The sequence below is a fragment of the Endozoicomonas sp. SCSIO W0465 genome, from assembly GCF_023716865.1.
GTDB lineage: Bacteria > Pseudomonadota > Gammaproteobacteria > Pseudomonadales > Endozoicomonadaceae > Endozoicomonas.
In genome coordinates this window covers 2,492,054-2,508,348 of record NZ_CP092417.1, presented here as the reverse complement: position 1 = coordinate 2,508,348, position 16,295 = coordinate 2,492,054, and the positions used below count along the sequence as shown (strand labels likewise).

The window sequence follows — 16,295 nt, the reverse complement described above, 5'->3', positions numbered from 1 at the left end:
TTCACTCCCTCAGAGAAAGTGAAGGTATATGGCTTTTAGAAAACCAATACGGCAGGAAAGTCTTCAGGGGAGAAGCAATAGTTTTTAGTGCTCCAAAACACCTGTTGTATAGGACTCTTCGGCCACTGAATCAGACTTTAGTGTTACCGGATAATCAAGCGCCAACCAAGAATAATAGCCATCACGTAAGAAAAACACGCGTTCATAACCCCATAATGCCGCCAGATAGCTGCCGATAGCCCCTCTCATATGGTAAGTACTGTTACCATAAATCACGATAGGGGTCTCTTTTTTCAGCACCCCGGGAACCAGCAACTGACGAAACCCACTTCTCAGGTCAAGGCTATGCGACCCATCCACATGTCCATACTGCCATTGCAAATAAGGACGCACATCGATAAAAAGTGCACCTATATCATGAAGGCGCTTTGCCTGATGGGTATTAATGGTGATAACACCATTTATTTCCTCTGGTGCTTCTTCCTGAGCTGGAAGAATAAATGAAAGTGCTGACAGCAAGATAGCAGCCGTGATAGAAGTCCATTTCATATAATGCAGGTCCGTTATTAAACAACTTTATAAAAGAAGTATATGGAGCTAAGACCTACCTACTTGGAACAATAAGAAACTAAAAATAAAATGTTCAAAGTAATAAAGCATATAACCAGCATATATTTCTGAAACTGATCAACACAACTGAACTTTGTCAAAGTTTTAAAAAAACCTGATTACCACCGACCCTACGTCGTGAGCCAGCTGCTATAATAAACGTCGATAGTCATGTGTTTTGGAGGTAAAACTGATGTGTAAAAACACCATTCAGTTCCAAAAAGGCCTTGGCATTATGCAATTTCTGGCTAATTACGGCAGTGAAGAGCAGTGTGAGAACGCGCTGTCCTCTTGGCGCTGGCCAGATGGCTTCCAATGCCCGAAGTGTGGCTCCCGCAGTTTCTGCAAGCTTCACCGGAAAGCTGAATTCCAGTGCAATTGCTGCCGTTGCCAAACCTCGCTTACCAGTAACACTATCTTTGACTCAACAAAGCTGCCTCTAGCTACCTGGTTTCTGGGTATCTATCTCGTCACCCAGAATAAAGCGGGGATTTCTTGCCTGACGCTTCATCGACAACTTGGCATTTCCTACAATGCCGCATTGCGCATGAAACACAAACTCATGCAGGTCATGATGGAAAGAGATAACAGCTGGCAGTTGAGTGTTTTGTTCAGATTGATGACGCCTATTGGGGCGGAGAGCGCCACGGAGGCCGCCGGGGCAGAGGCTCAGAGAACAAAGCCCCCTTCGTGGCCGCAGTTCAGACAGATGCTGATAACCACCCTATCTAGTTCTCGTCCAAAAACACAACCAATTGAAAACTGTAGATTTTATCCTGAAAAATTAAGTGGAGCCCTACTGCTATCTGGCGACTAAACTTCCCAAGAGCAAGAAACATAAGGGATTGCCAAAAACAGAGGACTCCAAATGCGCAAAAAACGCAACCCGCAGTGTAGTATGGAACTCCATTACGTACCTCATGAAATCTGCTCCCAGCTTTCCGGTATCTCGCAATGGCTTGACGCCCATCCACAGTTCAATGACTGGATTTATGAGGACTTAAGTTCTGGTGATAAACAGAACACTGGGCGGAACGGACTATCAGCAGAATCCGTTCTTCGTGCGGCACTCCTGAAACAGTATTTGAATTGTGATTATGACTACTTGTCGTTTGTTTTGATGGACTCCATGCTCTTTCGAGACTTTTGTCGCCTCGAACCAAACCAGCGCCCCAGTCGCTCCAGTTTGCATGGGCTCATCAGCCTTCTTACTGCATCTACATGGGAACGGATTAATAACTGTCAGCTAATGACCGCTAAAGATCAGGGTATTGAAAAAGGGCGCACTGTGGCTATTGACAGCACAGTCACCGAATCGGATATCAAACCTCCTTGCGACAGTGATCTTTTAGCCAGTTCCGTTAAAGAAATTTGTCGGCTGCTGGAACGGGGACAAACACTGACAGCGACACCGCTTTATGAATATACCCATCACAACCGAGCCGTAAAAGATGCGGCCAGAAAATGCATCTACGCTGGCAAAGAAGAGCGGCATCAGCATTATAAAAAACTGCTGCAGTTGACCCGAAAATCCCGGAAGGTACTTATCGAAGCTACTGTCACGCTAGCAAACGCCCGTCAGCAGGGGCAGTGTCTCCTGGCTGATGATGCCGACAAGTGGCAGGCCGATGTGGATCACCTGTTACCCCTGGTGGATGCAATAGTCTCCCAGACAGAGCGCAGGGTCTTTAAGGGTGAAAAGGTGCCAGCCCAGGAAAAAGTGGTTAGCCTGTATGAACCCCATACGGATATCATCGTAAAAGACAGGCGGCAAGTACAGTATGGCCATAAACTGAACCTGGTTCAGGGAAAAAGTCGATTGATCCTGGACCTGGTTATTGAGGAAGGTAACCCAGCGGATTCGGACCAATTCATTCCGATGATGGAAAGACAAAAAGAAATTTATGGTCGTGTACCTCGCCAGACAAGCGGTGACGGCGGATACGCGTGTCGCGCTAATTTGGAAAAAGCCAAGGCCATGGGAATCAGCGATGTAGCTTTTAATAAGAAGCGCGGACTTGAAGTCGAAGAGATGACTAAAAGTCAGTATGTGTATAAAACGCTCTTTCGCTTCCGGGCAGGTATTGAAGCGGGAATTTCGTGGCTAAAGAGATGTTTTGGGCTATCACGTTGCCACTGCAAGGGTTCTGAGCGTTTTGATTCTCATTGCTGGTTATCGGTGGTCTGTTACAACCTGGTGATTCTGGCCAGACACCCGGCACCATCCTGATAGCCACCTCCACGCTACATGAAAGTACCTTTCCAGCATGGTGGGAGGATGTTTTCTGCCTGCTTTTCGCGTTTTTCTCCAATATCCGTCCCAGATTAGAGAAAAAAAGGGAAGAGTTTTTGCGGCTCTCTGGAATTTCAGGAAATATCAAAACGCACGTACAATCTAATTATGATTGCCTGATGCGTTTTTGGACGAGAACTATCTACATGAAGTTCAATGCCGTTGATAACTTCCGGCGAAAAACCATTCAGGAGTGGGCAGAACATGCCCTGAAAAAGGGTGTCCGGGCCGTCAGCGATGGCTTGTCCTGTTTCCGGGGTGTAACTATTCAGCACTGAGCAAAGGCATATTACAGTAATTCCGAACAGCTCTATGAAGTGATTGATATATGTCCATTCCCTGTTTTCTGGCAGACGACAAATAGCTGCGAATCCGTGCAAACATAGAACCACCGTCTGCACTCCTGAAGCAGCCTGAGATTTTCTGCTTTAACTTGGCCATTCGAACATCCCGCTCACTGCCATTGTTATCGAAGGGAATGGTAAAATCTGACATGAAGCGCAGTGTCTCAGCCTTGAACTCAGTGAGTCGTTTGAAGAGATTGTAAGCTTTAGTATTCTTGACTTTCTTGCGCTTAAGCTCCTCTCGTTGCTTCTCCATATAGACGACTTCTTTCATTAGAGCCCGCTGAAGCAACCGGTCATAATCTTCTCGATTCGTTCACAGACAACACTTGGCATCTGTAGCATACCTATGGTCTTAAAGCCCTTGCAGTAATGCCAGGAAAGCCTCAGTAGCTTCATCAATCGCAACGCCAGTTGATTGCTGTCCCTATCAACAACACCCAAAAGCTCCCTCAGGTGATGGGCATTGCAAAGTACGTGAGTTGCCGCATATGCAAAATAGGATTTCCAATGATCATGAACCAGAACGCCTGCAAATGTTAGCAGTATGCCCATCGTGTCCATGGCCTCACGACCTCGCTTTTCAGACAAGTAGTAGAGCGTCCATTGTTCATCCCGCATAACGTGTAGCCAGTGCAAAGAGCCCTCGGCCCGCATACTCGTTTCATCGGCTCCGGCAACAGACGATTCCCGCAAGGCGTCACGAATAACCTCTTCATAGAAGCCAATTTTTCATAGGTTCTGGCCACAAAATTGGCGACAGTGCCTGCACTTACACTCATTTTATAGAGAGTATTAAAATACTCTGACACGCGCTTAAAAGGCAGGAAATGGTATTGGTTAAGATAGACGGCCATAGCCTGTGTGGCTGAGCCATATTGTGCGGCAGCGGTAACCCTTCCGGGAATTCAGCCTGATTCCGACAACCACAAGTGCAGATTTTTACTTCAGCTCTATGGGCCGTTACTTCAAATTCACCCGGTCTCCCTGGTTCAAACACCTGTCGTTCAATATATTTGACCGGCTCACTATCAAGAAGAGACGCCTGACATTTATTGCATTCTTTAACCGGAAGGTACTCAATATAGTCAGGGATATCGACCTGTTTAAGACAAGTGCCCTGATGCCCTTTCTTTCCACCGGCTTTATTACCAGAAGACTGTCTCAGACTTTTAGGATTGGGTTTTTCATCCGATGGATCGGTATCTTTATCTGCGGAAAGGTCGTCAGAATGATCTGGAGAATTACTGTTTTTACAAGGTTTTTGATAACCATCAGACGATGGCGGCTTGCTGCTGTTTTGACTGTTCTTGCCAACCTTTTCTTCCAATTCTCGACATCGCTCTTCCAGACAGGCAACTCTCATCCGCAGCTCTGCATTCTCTTTCAAGAGAATCTCAGCCGACATAGTTGCGGGTAGTTCTGGAATCATGCTGGCGAATATTGTGGAAAAATGGTGCTTAAGAGGATGGTATAAAAATCAGAAAATTCCAGATTTATGTGGGGGTGCTGAACAGTTACTCCGGGGTATTGAAGATGCCGGATGCCAGCACACAGCCATCATTACCGGTGGTGGGCATGCATCCATGGAGAATGAGTTGTTCACCTGGGTAAATACCATGCTGGGAAACGTGAAAACAGCGATTACCGGTACTTACCATAAGCTCGACCCCAAGCATCTGGGCCGTTATCTATCAGAGTTCAACTATCGGTTTAACCGGCGTTTTGATATGCCTTCAATGATCTCAAGGCTAGGTCGGGCTGCAGTCAATACAGCACCGATGCCGGATCGACTTCTCAAACTGCCAGACGTCCAGTGGAAACCGGGTTAGCCATCAACCGATAATTGAAAGTCAGTTGACGTATTAATATCATTATTTCGAATGATGATGTGGGTCTTTGCTTGTTCGGAGCGGTTATGAAACCGAATTTAGTTGATAATCTGGAGAACAAGCCGTCATGATGCCTGCTCCACCGGTAATACTGGAGAGGTTCTATTATTTCTTTACCGGGTTATAGACATAAAGAATGAAAAGCTGCACGTATATTCTTAAATTATCTTTCCCTGTGTCATGACGTACGATCAGTGGTAATCAGGTAAAAAAAAGAGCAGCTCCTCGATGCTTGACAATAATTCATCAATGCCCGTTTAAATGAAATGGCTGAGACGTTAACTCAGCCAACTTTGCAACCGTGATCTTAAACGCAATGCAGCCTGAGAGTGAATCTGGCTTACTCTTGATTCACTAACTCCTAACACTTTACCAATCTCTTTCAAATTCATCTCTTCATCGTAATAAAGCATCAGAACCAGTTTTTCTCTTTCAGGCAACTTGTCGATGGCTTCGATCAGCGCTGTTTTAAATTTTTCCTCCTGAATATCTGCAGATGGTCCTCTGTCGCCAGACCGAGCCTGCATTCTTGATTCTTCACTGTCAAAAAGCTCTTCATAACTGAAAAGACGACACCCTCTCAAGTCACTGAGAATGGTGTAATATTCATCTATTTTCACATCAAGTTCTTTTGCCACCTCAACATCCCGGGCATCTCTTCCCAATTTTGCTTCCACAACCTGAACCGCTTCAGTAATACGGCGACTGTTTCTATAGACCGATCTGGGCCCCCAGTCTCCTTTGCGAATTTCATCCAGCATTGCGCCACGAATTCGAATACCGGCAAACGTTTCGAAACTGGCACCCTTTGATGCATCATATTTTGAGGCAGCTTCAAGCAATCCAATCATCCCTGATTGAACCAGATCATCAATTTGAACACTGGCGGGCATTCTTGCTGCAAGATGGTTAGCAATTCTTTTTACCAATGAGCGATGTTTCACCACCATTTCTTCCATGCTCAATGTCTTTTTCTGCGCCGTCTTCGTTTGCGACGTCTTCGTTTGCGCCGTCTTCGTTTGTACTGTCTTCGTTTGTACTGTCTTCGTCTGCACGTCCTGTGCTGTCTCTGTCATGACTAGATCCTCTCCTTGATCCTGCCGGGCAAAAAGAATTCTATACGACCTTTTGGCTCAGGCACCGGTAATTTTGATAACTTATGTCCAATCCTGTGAAACGCTCTCGCCGCTCGACTGTCATCACTTACAGACAATACTGCCGACTGCTTTAATACTGATTCACTGACAGTCTTATCATATGGAATGGCACCCAGATAACGTAAAACTATCTGTTTGTCGTCTTTAAGATACTGCTGCAGCTTCTCAAACTGCTTAGCTCCGCCTCTTCTGCCACTGACCAGATTAACAACTATATAAAACTGATGGACATTGAAAACCCGATACAAAAGTTCTATCTGCCGAACAGCATCCACTACAGATAAATCTTCCTGGCTGATGACAACTAATACTTCTGTAGCTGCCTGAATAAGAGTTACATTATCCGGAGCTAACCCCGGGGCTGTATCAATAATCAAAGTATCCAGATCCGATGCAAGATCATCCATACCCTGTATCAGCTCTACTGCCTGAACAATTTGAATATTATCTTTCCATTCTTCTTGAGCTGCTGGCGTAAATACCTTTACACCCAAGGGGCCATCCAGCAGCCCCTCTTGCTGAGGATTAATTATCTCATTAACAACCGTATCATCCCCGATAGAAGAAAAATTTTTACTTGACGACAAATGACCCTTAAAACCATTTTTATTCATGCCAAGGGTGAACTCAACATCTGGTACAGAAAGATTACCGTCCATTAAAACGACACGCTGCCCGAGCTTTGTAAGAGCCAGAGCCAGGTTTACTGAAACCACGGTTTTACCTACACCTCCTTTACATCCTGAAACCGCAATTACTCTTTTTTTTGCTTGCGCCATCGTTCTCACTTTAATTTTTCAATTGCTCAAGAATTTTGTACAGAAAAACGACAAAATATATGTATCAATGAACGTACCAACTTTTACTTAAAAATAAAAACAACTGGCAAATCTCAAAAAGGAAAAATAAAAAAATATAACCTTATGTTTTTACGCGATTTTTTTAAAAATAAATCACTCAAAGCCTGCTATTTTTTTGACATAGAATAATTTTCGGTCGATTTAAAAATATCTTGAACACTTTTTTGAACCATCCAAAGAGATAGTTATTTGACAGTGTCACTTTATAGTGACACAAAAATGGCGTCATTTAATGAAAAACAAGGAAGGTAAATGATTAAGACCAAGATTATATTGTCATACTGATAGTGTATTTATTGGACAAAAATTCAGAAACTCAGCCTGCAACTGTTCAAAGACAAACCATATAAACAGACGAATATAGAACGGAAGCCAAGCGACAATATTGATATATTATTCTATTCGTCAGTTTTATTGGTTAATTGTAACTATTCAGCACTGAGCAAAGGCATATTACAGTAATTCCGAACAGCTCTATGAAGTGATTGATATATGTCCATTCCCTGTTTTCTGGCAGACGACAAATAGCTGCGAATCCGTGCAAACATAGAACCACCGTCTGCACTCCTGAAGCAGCCTGAGATTTTCTGCTTTAACTTGGCCATTCGAACATCCCGCTCACTGCCATTGTTATCGAAGGGAATGGTAAAATCTGACATGAAGCGCAGTGTCTCAGCCTTGAACTCAGTGAGTCGTTTGAAGAGATTGTAAGCTTTAGTATTCTTGACTTTCTTGCGCTTAAGCTCCTCTCGTTGCTTCTCCATATAGACGACTTCTTTCATTAGAGCCCGCTGAAGCAACCGGTCATAAATCTTCTCGATTCGTTCACAGACAACACTTGGCATCTGTAGCATACCTATGGTCTTAAAGCCCTTGCAGTAATGCCAGGAAAGCCTCAGTAGCTTCATCAATCGCAACGCCAGTTGATTGCTGTCCCTATCAACAACACCCAAAAGCTCCCTCAGGTGATGGGCATTGCAAAGTACGTGAGTTGCCGCATATGCAAAATAGGATTTCCAATGATCATGAACCAGAACGCCTGCAAATGTTAGCAGTATGCCCATCGTGTCCATGGCCTCACGACCTCGCTTTTCAGAATCGGGTAAGGGCCGGTCTTTCTCCAGCCCTCCCCACAGCACCCGGCATGCGGGTCCGCACCGGGCGGTTCAACGATGATGGTGAAACCTGATCCATAAGTCTTTCAATGAAACAAGCCCAATTTTCGCGAGGTAACTGTTATTCAGTGCCTGTTGTACCGCATAGGTTTTACTCAGACGGTAATACCCTTTGCTGCTGGCTGCGATCTTGGCGGCGTTAATTTTATCAACGCCTAACCTGACCAGATTCTTAAAACGGGTTTTCGGCTTGCGCCATTGCTTCAGAAAGCAGCAACGGATTCGCCGACGTATCCATTGATCCAGCAGGGGAATTGGTCGGTGATATTCCGATAACCGGAAATACCCCATCCAACCCCGGATATATTGTGCCAATTTGCGTAACCGATGTTGCATTGAGACACCCCAGCGACGACTGGTCAACTTGAGTATCCGGTATTTGAATCGGTCCAGACACTTCTGGGCCCAGCGAACTTTCTTCCCTGTGAAGGTGAAACTCAGGAATTCGCTTTCTGTTGCTTTCACAACTTTACTTTTCCGGGAGTTAATCTTCAGTTTCAATTTGCGTTCAATGAATTGGGTAATGCTGTGCATCACCCGATCCCCTGCACGCTGACTTTTGACGAGAATCACAAAATCATCACAGTATCTTGCAAAGCAATGACCCCGATATTCAAGCTCCTTGTCGAGTTCGTCGAGGACCACATTAGACAGCAAGGGTGATAAAGGCCCACCCTGTGGCATGCCAACCCTGGTCGGGTAGACATTGCCCTCAATCATGACACCGGAGCGCAGGTAGCTACCAATCAGTTTCAGAAGGCGTTTGTCGCGGACCTTACGGGAGACCCTCGACATCAAAACGTCGTGATTAACCGTATCAAAGAATTTACTCAGATCAACGTCAACAGCGTAATGAAGCCCCCGGTTGATCAACTGCTTAACCTGACGGACTCCGTCGTGTGCTGACCGTCCCGGTCGGTAGCCGAAGCTGTTTGGAGAGAAACCCGGATCAAAGACAGGGGTCAGCACCTGCACAATGGCCTGCTGTATGACCCTATCCATCACGGTAGGGATTCCCAGCAAACGCTCACCGCCGTCCGGCTTTTCTATAACATGTCGGCGCACGGGTGATGGCTGGTAGGTTCCGTCCAATAAGGCTTGACGCACTGAAGGCCAATGCTGTTTGGCAAAGTCTGGATAAGCTTCAATAGTGACTCCATCAATACCCGGAGCACCCTTGTTGCTTTTGACCTGTTTCCATGCACTTGCCAGATTAGCCGGTTCAAGTACGCAATTTAGTAGATCATGGTTCAAAGCTGGTTAAAGATTCTGTCGCCAAGTACGGTGAGTCGCCGGACGGCTGCATCGCCTTGAGGGAATCAGTCTCCTCTTTGTCGTCGATGTTCGGCCCTTCGCTAACGACTTCCCATCCGTTAATGGCTTCTGTCGTACAGCTACTATGGCCTCTGCTGACTTCTGTCCAATCACCACGCGGAGTTACCTCTGCTGGCGCTATTGGTTGCCATCGGGTTTGCTCGAACAGGATGATGAGACCTGTTCGCCGAGCCTGTTGTAACCAGTGGCTGAGAACTGGGAATTACCAATCGCATGTTGAACAGATCTCCCCGGATAAGGACATGAACTTTCAGTGCACAACCGCCGCATTTACCGTGTCTCACGAACCATAGGGCTTTGTGATCCTTGGCTCACTCGCCCAGAGACTCAGCCTTATATGCGATTTCTGTACGTCGGCTCGCACCTTTGCACTCAGACTGCCTCCGCACAGCCCCTCGCGGGACTGCACTTGCCTTAAGCTAGTGGTTGTCATCAGCAGGCGTCTTTACCGCCAGTCAGATGTAGGTTCTCCCACAGGGGACTTTCACCCCATCAGTTCATGCCCATGCCGGGCGTACCAAGTAGTAGAGCGTCCATTGTTCATCCCGCATAACGTGTAGCCAGTGCAAAGAGCCCTCGGCCCGCATACCCGTTTCATCGGCTCCGGCAACAGACGATTCCCGCAAGGCGTCACGAATAACCTCTTCAGTAGAAGCCAGATTTTCATAGGTTCTGGCCACAAAATTGGCGACAGTGCCTGCACTTACACTCATTTTATAGAGAGTATTAAAATACTCTGACACGCGCTTAAAAGGCAGGAAATGGTATTGGTTAAGATAGACGGCCATAGCCTGTGTGGCTGAGCCATATTGTGCGGCAGCGGTAACACCTTCCGGGAATTCAGCCTGATTCCGACAACCACAAGTGCAGATTTTTACTTCAGCTCTATGGGCCGTTACTTCAAATTCACCCGGTCTCCCTGGTTCAAACACCTGTCGTTCAATATATTTGACCGGCTCACTATCAAGAAGAGACGCCTGACATTTATTGCATTCTTTAACCGGAAGGTACTCAATATAGTCAGGGATATCGACCTGTTTAAGACAAGTGCCCTGATGCCCTTTCTTTCCACCGGCTTTATTACCAGAAGACTGTCTCAGACTTTTAGGATTGGGTTTTTCATCCGATGGATCGGTACCTTTATCTGCGGAAAGGTCGTCAGAATGATCTGGAGAATTACTGTTTTTACAAGGTTTTTGATAACCATCAGACGATGGCGGCTTGCTGCTGTTTTGACTGTTCTTGCCAACCTTTTCTTCCAATTCTCGACATCGCTCTTCCAGACAGGCAACTCTCATCCGCAGCTCTGCATTCTCTTTCAAGAGAATCTCAGCCGACATAGTTGCGGGTAGTTCTGGAATCATGCTGGCGAATATTGTGGAAAAATGGTGCTTAAGAGGATGGTATAAAAATCAGAAAATTCCAGATTTATGTGGGGGTGCTGAACAGTTACGGTTAATTTTATAGATGCCATCAAGGCACAAAGACAGGATCACACAACAACAAATCAATAAAAATTGAGGCTCTTTTCCAATTCCAGACTGCTATGTAACCAGCAAGTTGACTAAGGGCTGAAGAAGACTTTTGCCTCTTCGGCCAATATTATGCAAAAACTCAAAAAAGCCAAGGTAAAGGGGTAAAGCCTCTTGGGATATTCCCCTGTGAGGCCTTAGCCACGAGCGTAGAAGTGACCAAAACCCCTCCATAGTATTAACATGCACCTCGTAAATACCGTCTTTGTCATCATCACGAGCATACTCACCTTTGCCGTGACAGACCGTTTTATGTCTGAAGCCCCAGCTTTCAAGGTCATCATAGATGTTGTATTCATCGGTATACGTTCGACAGCATGTTGATAATGACCTGACCTCCCCTTTGAATCATTCCCAATACCGGCGGTTTGTCTTTTTCAAGAGTCCCACGGCCCGGAGCGCCTTTAAGCCTTCTTTTTCTCGGTGGACGATCCAGATTTTTTTAATGCTTCAGGGTGTCCCTTGTGACCAGCTACAATGTAGACCTCGTCGAATTCAACTTCGCCATCAAGAATCACTTCTGGCTTTCGGTCAACAACACCATTTCGTAAGACTGTGGTCATATGGTGTGCATCACTGACACACAGATCAAGTTCCTGAGCTATCTGGCTGTTGGAGACGTTCAGCCCCATTAAATAGAGACAGGCAATCCAGACTTTGAGTGGTCGGTGGTGTCCTGCGAAAACCGTATTTGTCAGGTCATCGAAGTAGCGCTTACAGGACTTACAGTAATAGTGCTGGCACTCTACCTGCACATTGTCGTGTCCATTCTTTTTGACATTCTCAGAATCACAGTGCGGACAGAGAACAGTGCCATCTGGCCAGCGGTTCTCACGGATCATCTCAAAGCAGGTGTCATTACTGATGAGATCTGAGATTCGGCCTATATTCATGGTCAATGCCCCCCTGTGTCAGCATAGTTGTCGCCTCTCCTGAAATTAGAAATCTCAACAGGGGGCGGTCTATGAGTAATCAATGGCCCGCTATTCAGAAGAGTTCAAAGAGTCCATCATTCAGAAGATGATGCCACCCAATAATGTGCCAGTTTCGCAGTTGGTACGTGAGACTGGTATCTCTGATGTGACCCTGTACACTTGGCGAAAGAAAGCAGTATCTAAAGGAGTGCCTGTGCCGGGCGACGGAAAGAATCCAGATCAATGGACAACTGAAAACAAGTTAGCCGTAATCATTGAAACGGCTGCGTTAAATGAAGCAGAAATGGCTGAATACTGTCGTAAAAAAGGTCTGTTTGCTGAACAAATTCAGCAGTGGAAGGCTGCCTTTATTAACAGTGTTTCTGTCCAGCCTGAAAGTCAGTCAAAACAGCGTAAGGCGCTGTCTGACGAACACAAAAAAGATAAGAAAACCATCAAAAAGCTTGAGCGTGAACTCAATCGCAAGGACAAGGCGTTAGCAGAAACTGCTGCCTTGCTGGTACTCACAAAAAAGGCCCAAGAGATCTGGGGGGCGCCAGAGGACGATTAGTCTCTCTCCCGGATCGACAAAATGCTGTTAGCCTGATTAAACAGGCAGTTAAAGATGGGGCTCGTCAGTCAAAAGCCTGCAAAGCCCTTGGTCTTACAGAAAGAACTGTACAACGCTGGATGCAGGGTGATGACGTGCGCGCAGATAATCGCAAAAATGCTGACAGGCCAGAACCGGTTAACAAGTTTTCTGAAGCTGAGCGACAGGCGATTGTTGACGTCTGTAACAGCGAGCGGTTCAAAAGCCTTCCGCCCAGCCAGATTGTGCCCACATTGTTAGATGAAGGTCTCTATATGGGGTCTGAAAGGACATTTTACCGGGTGTTGGAGGAAACAGGGCAACAGCATCATCGGGGCAGTGCTGCCAAGCCAAACAGGTATAAGCCAACGTCCTGGTGTGCTACCGGACCCAACCAGGTCTGGTCCTGGGATATTACCTAGTTCTCGTCCAAAAACACAACCAATTGAAAACTGTAGATTTTATCCTGAAAAATTAAGTGGAGCCCTACTGCTATCTGGCGACTAAACTTCCCAAGAGCAAGAAACATAAGGGATTGCCAAAAACAGAGGACTCCAAATGCGCAAAAAACGCAACCCGCAGTGTAGTATGGAACTCCATTACGTACCTCATGAAATCTGCTCCCAGCTTTCCGGTATCTCGCAATGGCTTGACGCCCATCCACAGTTCAATGACTGGATTTATGAGGACTTAAGTTCTGGTGATAAACAGAACACTGGGCGGAACGGACTATCAGCAGAATCCGTTCTTCGTGCGGCACTCCTGAAACAGTATTTGAATTGTGATTATGACTACTTGTCGTTTGTTTTGATGGACTCCATGCTCTTTCGAGACTTTTGTCGCCTCGAACCAAACCAGCGCCCCAGTCGCTCCAGTTTGCATGGGCTCATCAGCCTTCTTACTGCATCTACATGGGAACGGATTAATAACTGTCAGCTAATGACCGCTACTCGACTTTAGAGTTTTAAGAGCACAATAGTTCCGGCGCATAATCTGCTAAAAGCAACCATCCCCAATGACGAAATTCGAGATGGTTGCCATGCTCACTTCAGATCATCAAGTAATCCTCAGGGAGCTCGCTTCATATACAACCTTTCTTGCTGGAGCGCTATCATCAACTGCAGTACCAACGTTCTGCGAACTGCTGTTCGGTTGCATGCTTTCAGCCGACGGCTTTGTTACACAGGCGTTGTTAACAATTGATTTTCATTGTGTGTGGAGCAGCTACCACCACTGGCTATCTCAGGGCAAGTGGCAATGGAAGAACTTGGCACGCCACTTGATCCGTCTGGTCTGCTCCAAAGCTCCTGAGAATCAACCTGTGGTCCTGGGGCTTGATGACTGGGTAATCGAACGGTTTTCCGACAAAGCCCCTGCTTGTCGTACACATCATCAACACAGCAAGAAACGCAATCGGCCGACGTACATCTGGGGGCAGTGTTGGGTTTCCCTGGCCATCATATTTGAGCGGGCTGCAGATGAAGTATTTACCGCCATACCGGTGATCTCATTTCCGACACCAGCTTCAGGTAACACCAGCAAACTGAAAATTGCCGTGGCCATGCTCAGGGTGGTACGCAATGAAGTGAAGGATCGAGTGCTACGCCTGCTAACCGATTGCTGGTATATGAACTGGACACTGATAAAGCCAGCTCTGGAAATGAACATAGAAGTTGTTGGTCAGATACCTTCAAATCGGGCCCTCTATGCTTTGCCGCCAGCACCCACCGTAAAGAAGCGAGGGCGCCCAAAAAAGTACGGCATCAAGATGACGACAGAACAGGTTAAGAAACTGCCGGAAGAAAAAGCAACAGTATGGATGTACGGCAAATTTCGCAAAATACGTTATCGTACCCTGATCTGTCGCGCCAGATTCCTTAAAGGTCGTGAAGTACGCGTCGTCTGGAGTCGCTTTGAAAATGACAAAGGTCTGACCGAAAGCAGAATATTCATCTCGACCAATCCGGAACTTGAGGGACTGGAGGTGCTTCGTGCCTATTCCCGGAGATGGCCGGTAGAGCCAATGTTTCACCAACTCAAACATGCTTTTGGCTGTTGCCATTTATGGCAGCAGAAATTGCGAACACTGCTTCGATGGATGCATTTGAAAATGGCAGGCTATGCATTATTGCAGTTATTAACCGTTTGTAAAAATCAGGCATGTCTGAATATTTCTCGGATACCCTGGAGAAGCCCGGATACAACCACTGCAGGCATGATGAAAATTGCTCTTTCAGGAATTATTCCGAGGTTCTCTATTCGCAAGGGCTGGAACAGATATAAGCAAAAATATGAGTTCAATTTTCGCGATCTGATCGACCAGTTAATACCGGATAATTCAGAAGCAGCATAACTAAAGGCTTTTAGGCAAAAAACGGAAGTAATAACGAACTTGGAAAAACAGTTCACTGATTTCGGCTTGCTTCACTATAAAAAGCTGACCGAATTATCGTTTTATACAGACTCTAAAGTCGAGGACCGCTAAAGATCAGGGTATTGAAAAAGGGCGCACTGTGGCTATTGACAGCACAGTCACCGAATCGGATATCAAACCTCCTTGCGACAGTGATCTTTTAGCCAGTTCCGTTAAAGAAATTTGTCGGCTGCTGGAACGGGGACAAACACTGACAGCGACACCGCTTTATGAATATACCCATCACAACCGAGCCGTAAAAGATGCGGCCAGAAAATGCATCTACGCTGGCAAAGAAGAGCGGCATCAGCATTATAAAAAACTGCTGCAGTTGACCCGAAAATCCCGGAAGGTACTTATCGAAGCTACTGTCACGCTAGCAAACGCCCGTCAGCAGGGGCAGTGTCTCCTGGCTGATGATGCCGACAAGTGGCAGGCAGATGTGGATCACCTGTTACCCCTGGTGGATGCAATAGTCTCCCAGACAGAGCGCAGGGTCTTTAAGGGTGAAAAGGTGCCAGCCCAGGAAAAAGTGGTTAGCCTGTATGAACCCCATACGGATATCATCGTAAAAGACAGGCGGCAAGTACAGTATGGCCATAAACTGAACCTGGTTCAGGGAAAAAGTCGATTGATCCTGGACCTGGTTATTGAGGAAGGTAACCCAGCGGATTCGGACCAATTCATTCCGATGATGGAAAGACAAAAAGAAATTTATGGTCGTGTACCTCGCCAGACAAGCGGTGACGGCGGATACGCGTGTCGCGCTAATTTGGAAAAAGCCAAGGCCATGGGAATCAGCGATGTAGCTTTTAATAAGAAGCGCGGACTTGAAGTCGAAGAGATGACTAAAAGTCAGTATGTGTATAAAACGCTCTTTCGCTTCCGGGCAGGTATTGAAGCGGGAATTTCGTGGCTAAAGAGATGTTTTGGGCTATCACGTTGCCACTGCAAGGGTTCTGAGCGTTTTGATTCTCATTGCTGGTTATCGGTGGTCTGTTACAACCTGGTGATTCTGGCCAGACACCCGGCACCATCCTGATAGCCACCTCCACGCTACATGAAAGTACCTTTCCAGCATGGTGGGAGGATGTTTTCTGCCTGCTTTTCGCGTTTTTCTCCAATATCCGTCCCAGATTAGAGAAAAAAAGGGAAGAGTTTTTGCGGCTCTCTGGAATTTCA

At 46.3% G+C, this 16,295-nt stretch carries 19 protein-coding genes and 2 pseudogenes; 10 read left to right on the top strand and 11 right to left on the bottom strand.

The window, feature by feature from the left end; genetic code table 11:
• Window positions 1–84 precede the first annotated feature (84 nt).
• The gene (locus MJO57_RS10850) at window positions 85–549 is read right to left on the bottom strand and encodes a rhodanese-like domain-containing protein (protein WP_252025258.1); all 465 of its coding nucleotides are present in this window, start codon (window positions 547–549) and stop codon (window positions 85–87) included.
• A 253-nt stretch (window positions 550–802) separates the two neighbouring features.
• Between MJO57_RS10850 and MJO57_RS10845 the strand changes: the two genes are divergently transcribed.
• From MJO57_RS10845 to MJO57_RS10835, 3 genes are all read left to right on the top strand, one after another.
• Window positions 803–1,426: a transposase gene (locus MJO57_RS10845; protein WP_371924814.1), complete on the top strand. Its 624-nt coding sequence runs from the start codon at window positions 803–805 to the stop codon at window positions 1,424–1,426.
• 51 nt (window positions 1,427–1,477) lie between these two features.
• Window positions 1,478–2,839 (top strand): ISNCY family transposase, encoded by a 1,362-nt coding sequence (locus MJO57_RS10840; protein ID WP_252017318.1) that lies wholly within the window; start codon window positions 1,478–1,480, stop codon window positions 2,837–2,839.
• Between the two features lie 182 nt (window positions 2,840–3,021).
• On the top strand, window positions 3,022–3,180 hold the full coding sequence (locus MJO57_RS10835) for a hypothetical protein (RefSeq protein ID WP_252025256.1): 159 nt from the start codon (window positions 3,022–3,024) through the stop codon (window positions 3,178–3,180).
• On the opposite strand, the gene MJO57_RS10830 is transcribed toward MJO57_RS10835, so the two are convergent.
• The 3 genes from MJO57_RS10830 to MJO57_RS10820 all read right to left on the bottom strand — a co-directional run bounded on the left by MJO57_RS10830 (window position 3,167) and on the right by MJO57_RS10820 (window position 4,678).
• Window positions 3,167–3,538, bottom strand: a complete 372-nt coding sequence (locus tag MJO57_RS10830) for a transposase (protein ID WP_252019477.1) — start codon at window positions 3,536–3,538, stop codon at window positions 3,167–3,169. The genes MJO57_RS10835 and MJO57_RS10830 overlap by 14 nt on opposite strands.
• Entirely contained in the window at window positions 3,520–3,954 is a 435-nt protein-coding gene (locus tag MJO57_RS10825) for a transposase (RefSeq protein WP_256493339.1), read from the bottom strand. Before MJO57_RS10825 ends, MJO57_RS10830 begins: the two co-directional genes overlap by 19 nt.
• Before the next feature lie 70 nt (window positions 3,955–4,024).
• On the bottom strand, window positions 4,025–4,678 hold the full coding sequence (locus MJO57_RS10820) for a DUF6444 domain-containing protein (RefSeq protein ID WP_252025252.1): 654 nt from the start codon (window positions 4,676–4,678) through the stop codon (window positions 4,025–4,027).
• A 103-nt stretch (window positions 4,679–4,781) separates the two neighbouring features.
• On the opposite strand from MJO57_RS10820, the pseudogene MJO57_RS10815 reads away from it, so the two are divergent.
• A pseudogene (locus tag MJO57_RS10815) lies at window positions 4,782–5,078 on the top strand (transposase); the annotation flags it as partial.
• Window positions 5,079–5,416: 338 nt separating this feature from the next.
• Here MJO57_RS10815 and MJO57_RS10810 read toward each other — a convergent pair.
• Window positions 5,417–6,097, bottom strand: coding sequence for an RNA polymerase sigma factor FliA (locus tag MJO57_RS10810; RefSeq protein WP_252027006.1), 681 nt, complete (start codon window positions 6,095–6,097; stop codon window positions 5,417–5,419).
• A 119-nt stretch (window positions 6,098–6,216) separates the two neighbouring features.
• The gene (locus tag MJO57_RS10805; protein WP_252025250.1) at window positions 6,217–7,074 is read right to left on the bottom strand and encodes a P-loop NTPase; all 858 of its coding nucleotides are present in this window, start codon (window positions 7,072–7,074) and stop codon (window positions 6,217–6,219) included.
• Between MJO57_RS10805 and MJO57_RS10800 the strand changes: the two genes are divergently transcribed.
• A complete protein-coding gene (locus tag MJO57_RS10800; protein WP_252025248.1) occupies window positions 7,066–7,284 on the top strand; it encodes a hypothetical protein in 219 nt (72 codons plus the stop codon). The genes MJO57_RS10805 and MJO57_RS10800 overlap by 9 nt on opposite strands.
• A 299-nt stretch (window positions 7,285–7,583) precedes the next feature.
• Here the strand turns inward: MJO57_RS10800 and MJO57_RS10795 are convergent, their stop codons facing one another.
• From MJO57_RS10795 to MJO57_RS10780, 5 genes and pseudogenes are all read right to left on the bottom strand, one after another.
• Window positions 7,584–8,294 carry a transposase gene (locus tag MJO57_RS10795; RefSeq protein WP_252019805.1) on the bottom strand — a complete coding sequence of 237 codons (711 nt, stop codon included), beginning with the start codon at window positions 8,292–8,294 and terminating at the stop codon, window positions 7,584–7,586.
• Between the two features lie 27 nt (window positions 8,295–8,321).
• Window positions 8,322–9,584, bottom strand: coding sequence for a group II intron reverse transcriptase/maturase (ltrA, locus tag MJO57_RS10790; protein ID WP_252017357.1), 1,263 nt, complete (start codon window positions 9,582–9,584; stop codon window positions 8,322–8,324).
• A 578-nt stretch (window positions 9,585–10,162) separates the two neighbouring features.
• Window positions 10,163–11,029, bottom strand: a complete 867-nt coding sequence (locus tag MJO57_RS10785; RefSeq protein ID WP_252017442.1) for a transposase — start codon at window positions 11,027–11,029, stop codon at window positions 10,163–10,165.
• Between the two features lie 180 nt (window positions 11,030–11,209).
• A pseudogene (locus tag MJO57_RS33235) lies at window positions 11,210–11,500 on the bottom strand (transposase); the annotation flags it as partial.
• Between the two features lie 101 nt (window positions 11,501–11,601).
• Complete coding sequence (locus MJO57_RS10780; protein WP_252018121.1) at window positions 11,602–12,090, bottom strand: transposase; 489 nt, start codon at window positions 12,088–12,090, stop codon at window positions 11,602–11,604.
• Between the two features lie 82 nt (window positions 12,091–12,172).
• Between MJO57_RS10780 and MJO57_RS10775 the strand changes: the two genes are divergently transcribed.
• The 5 genes from MJO57_RS10775 (at window position 12,173) to MJO57_RS10755 (ending at window position 16,155) form a co-directional block, all read left to right on the top strand.
• Window positions 12,173–12,682, top strand: a complete 510-nt coding sequence (locus MJO57_RS10775; RefSeq protein ID WP_252025246.1) for a transposase — start codon at window positions 12,173–12,175, stop codon at window positions 12,680–12,682.
• Window positions 12,683–12,816: 134 nt separating this feature from the next.
• Window positions 12,817–13,122, top strand: coding sequence for a hypothetical protein (locus MJO57_RS10770; protein ID WP_252025244.1), 306 nt, complete (start codon window positions 12,817–12,819; stop codon window positions 13,120–13,122).
• Window positions 13,123–13,258: 136 nt separating this feature from the next.
• A complete protein-coding gene (locus tag MJO57_RS10765; RefSeq protein ID WP_252025242.1) occupies window positions 13,259–13,660 on the top strand; it encodes a transposase in 402 nt (133 codons plus the stop codon).
• A 55-nt stretch (window positions 13,661–13,715) separates the two neighbouring features.
• Window positions 13,716–15,053, top strand: a complete 1,338-nt coding sequence (locus tag MJO57_RS10760; RefSeq protein ID WP_252017304.1) for a transposase — start codon at window positions 13,716–13,718, stop codon at window positions 15,051–15,053.
• A gap of 160 nt (window positions 15,054–15,213) precedes the next feature.
• Window positions 15,214–16,155, top strand: a complete 942-nt coding sequence (locus MJO57_RS10755) for a transposase (protein ID WP_252021295.1) — start codon at window positions 15,214–15,216, stop codon at window positions 16,153–16,155.
• The last annotated feature ends 140 nt before the right edge of the window (window positions 16,156–16,295 follow it).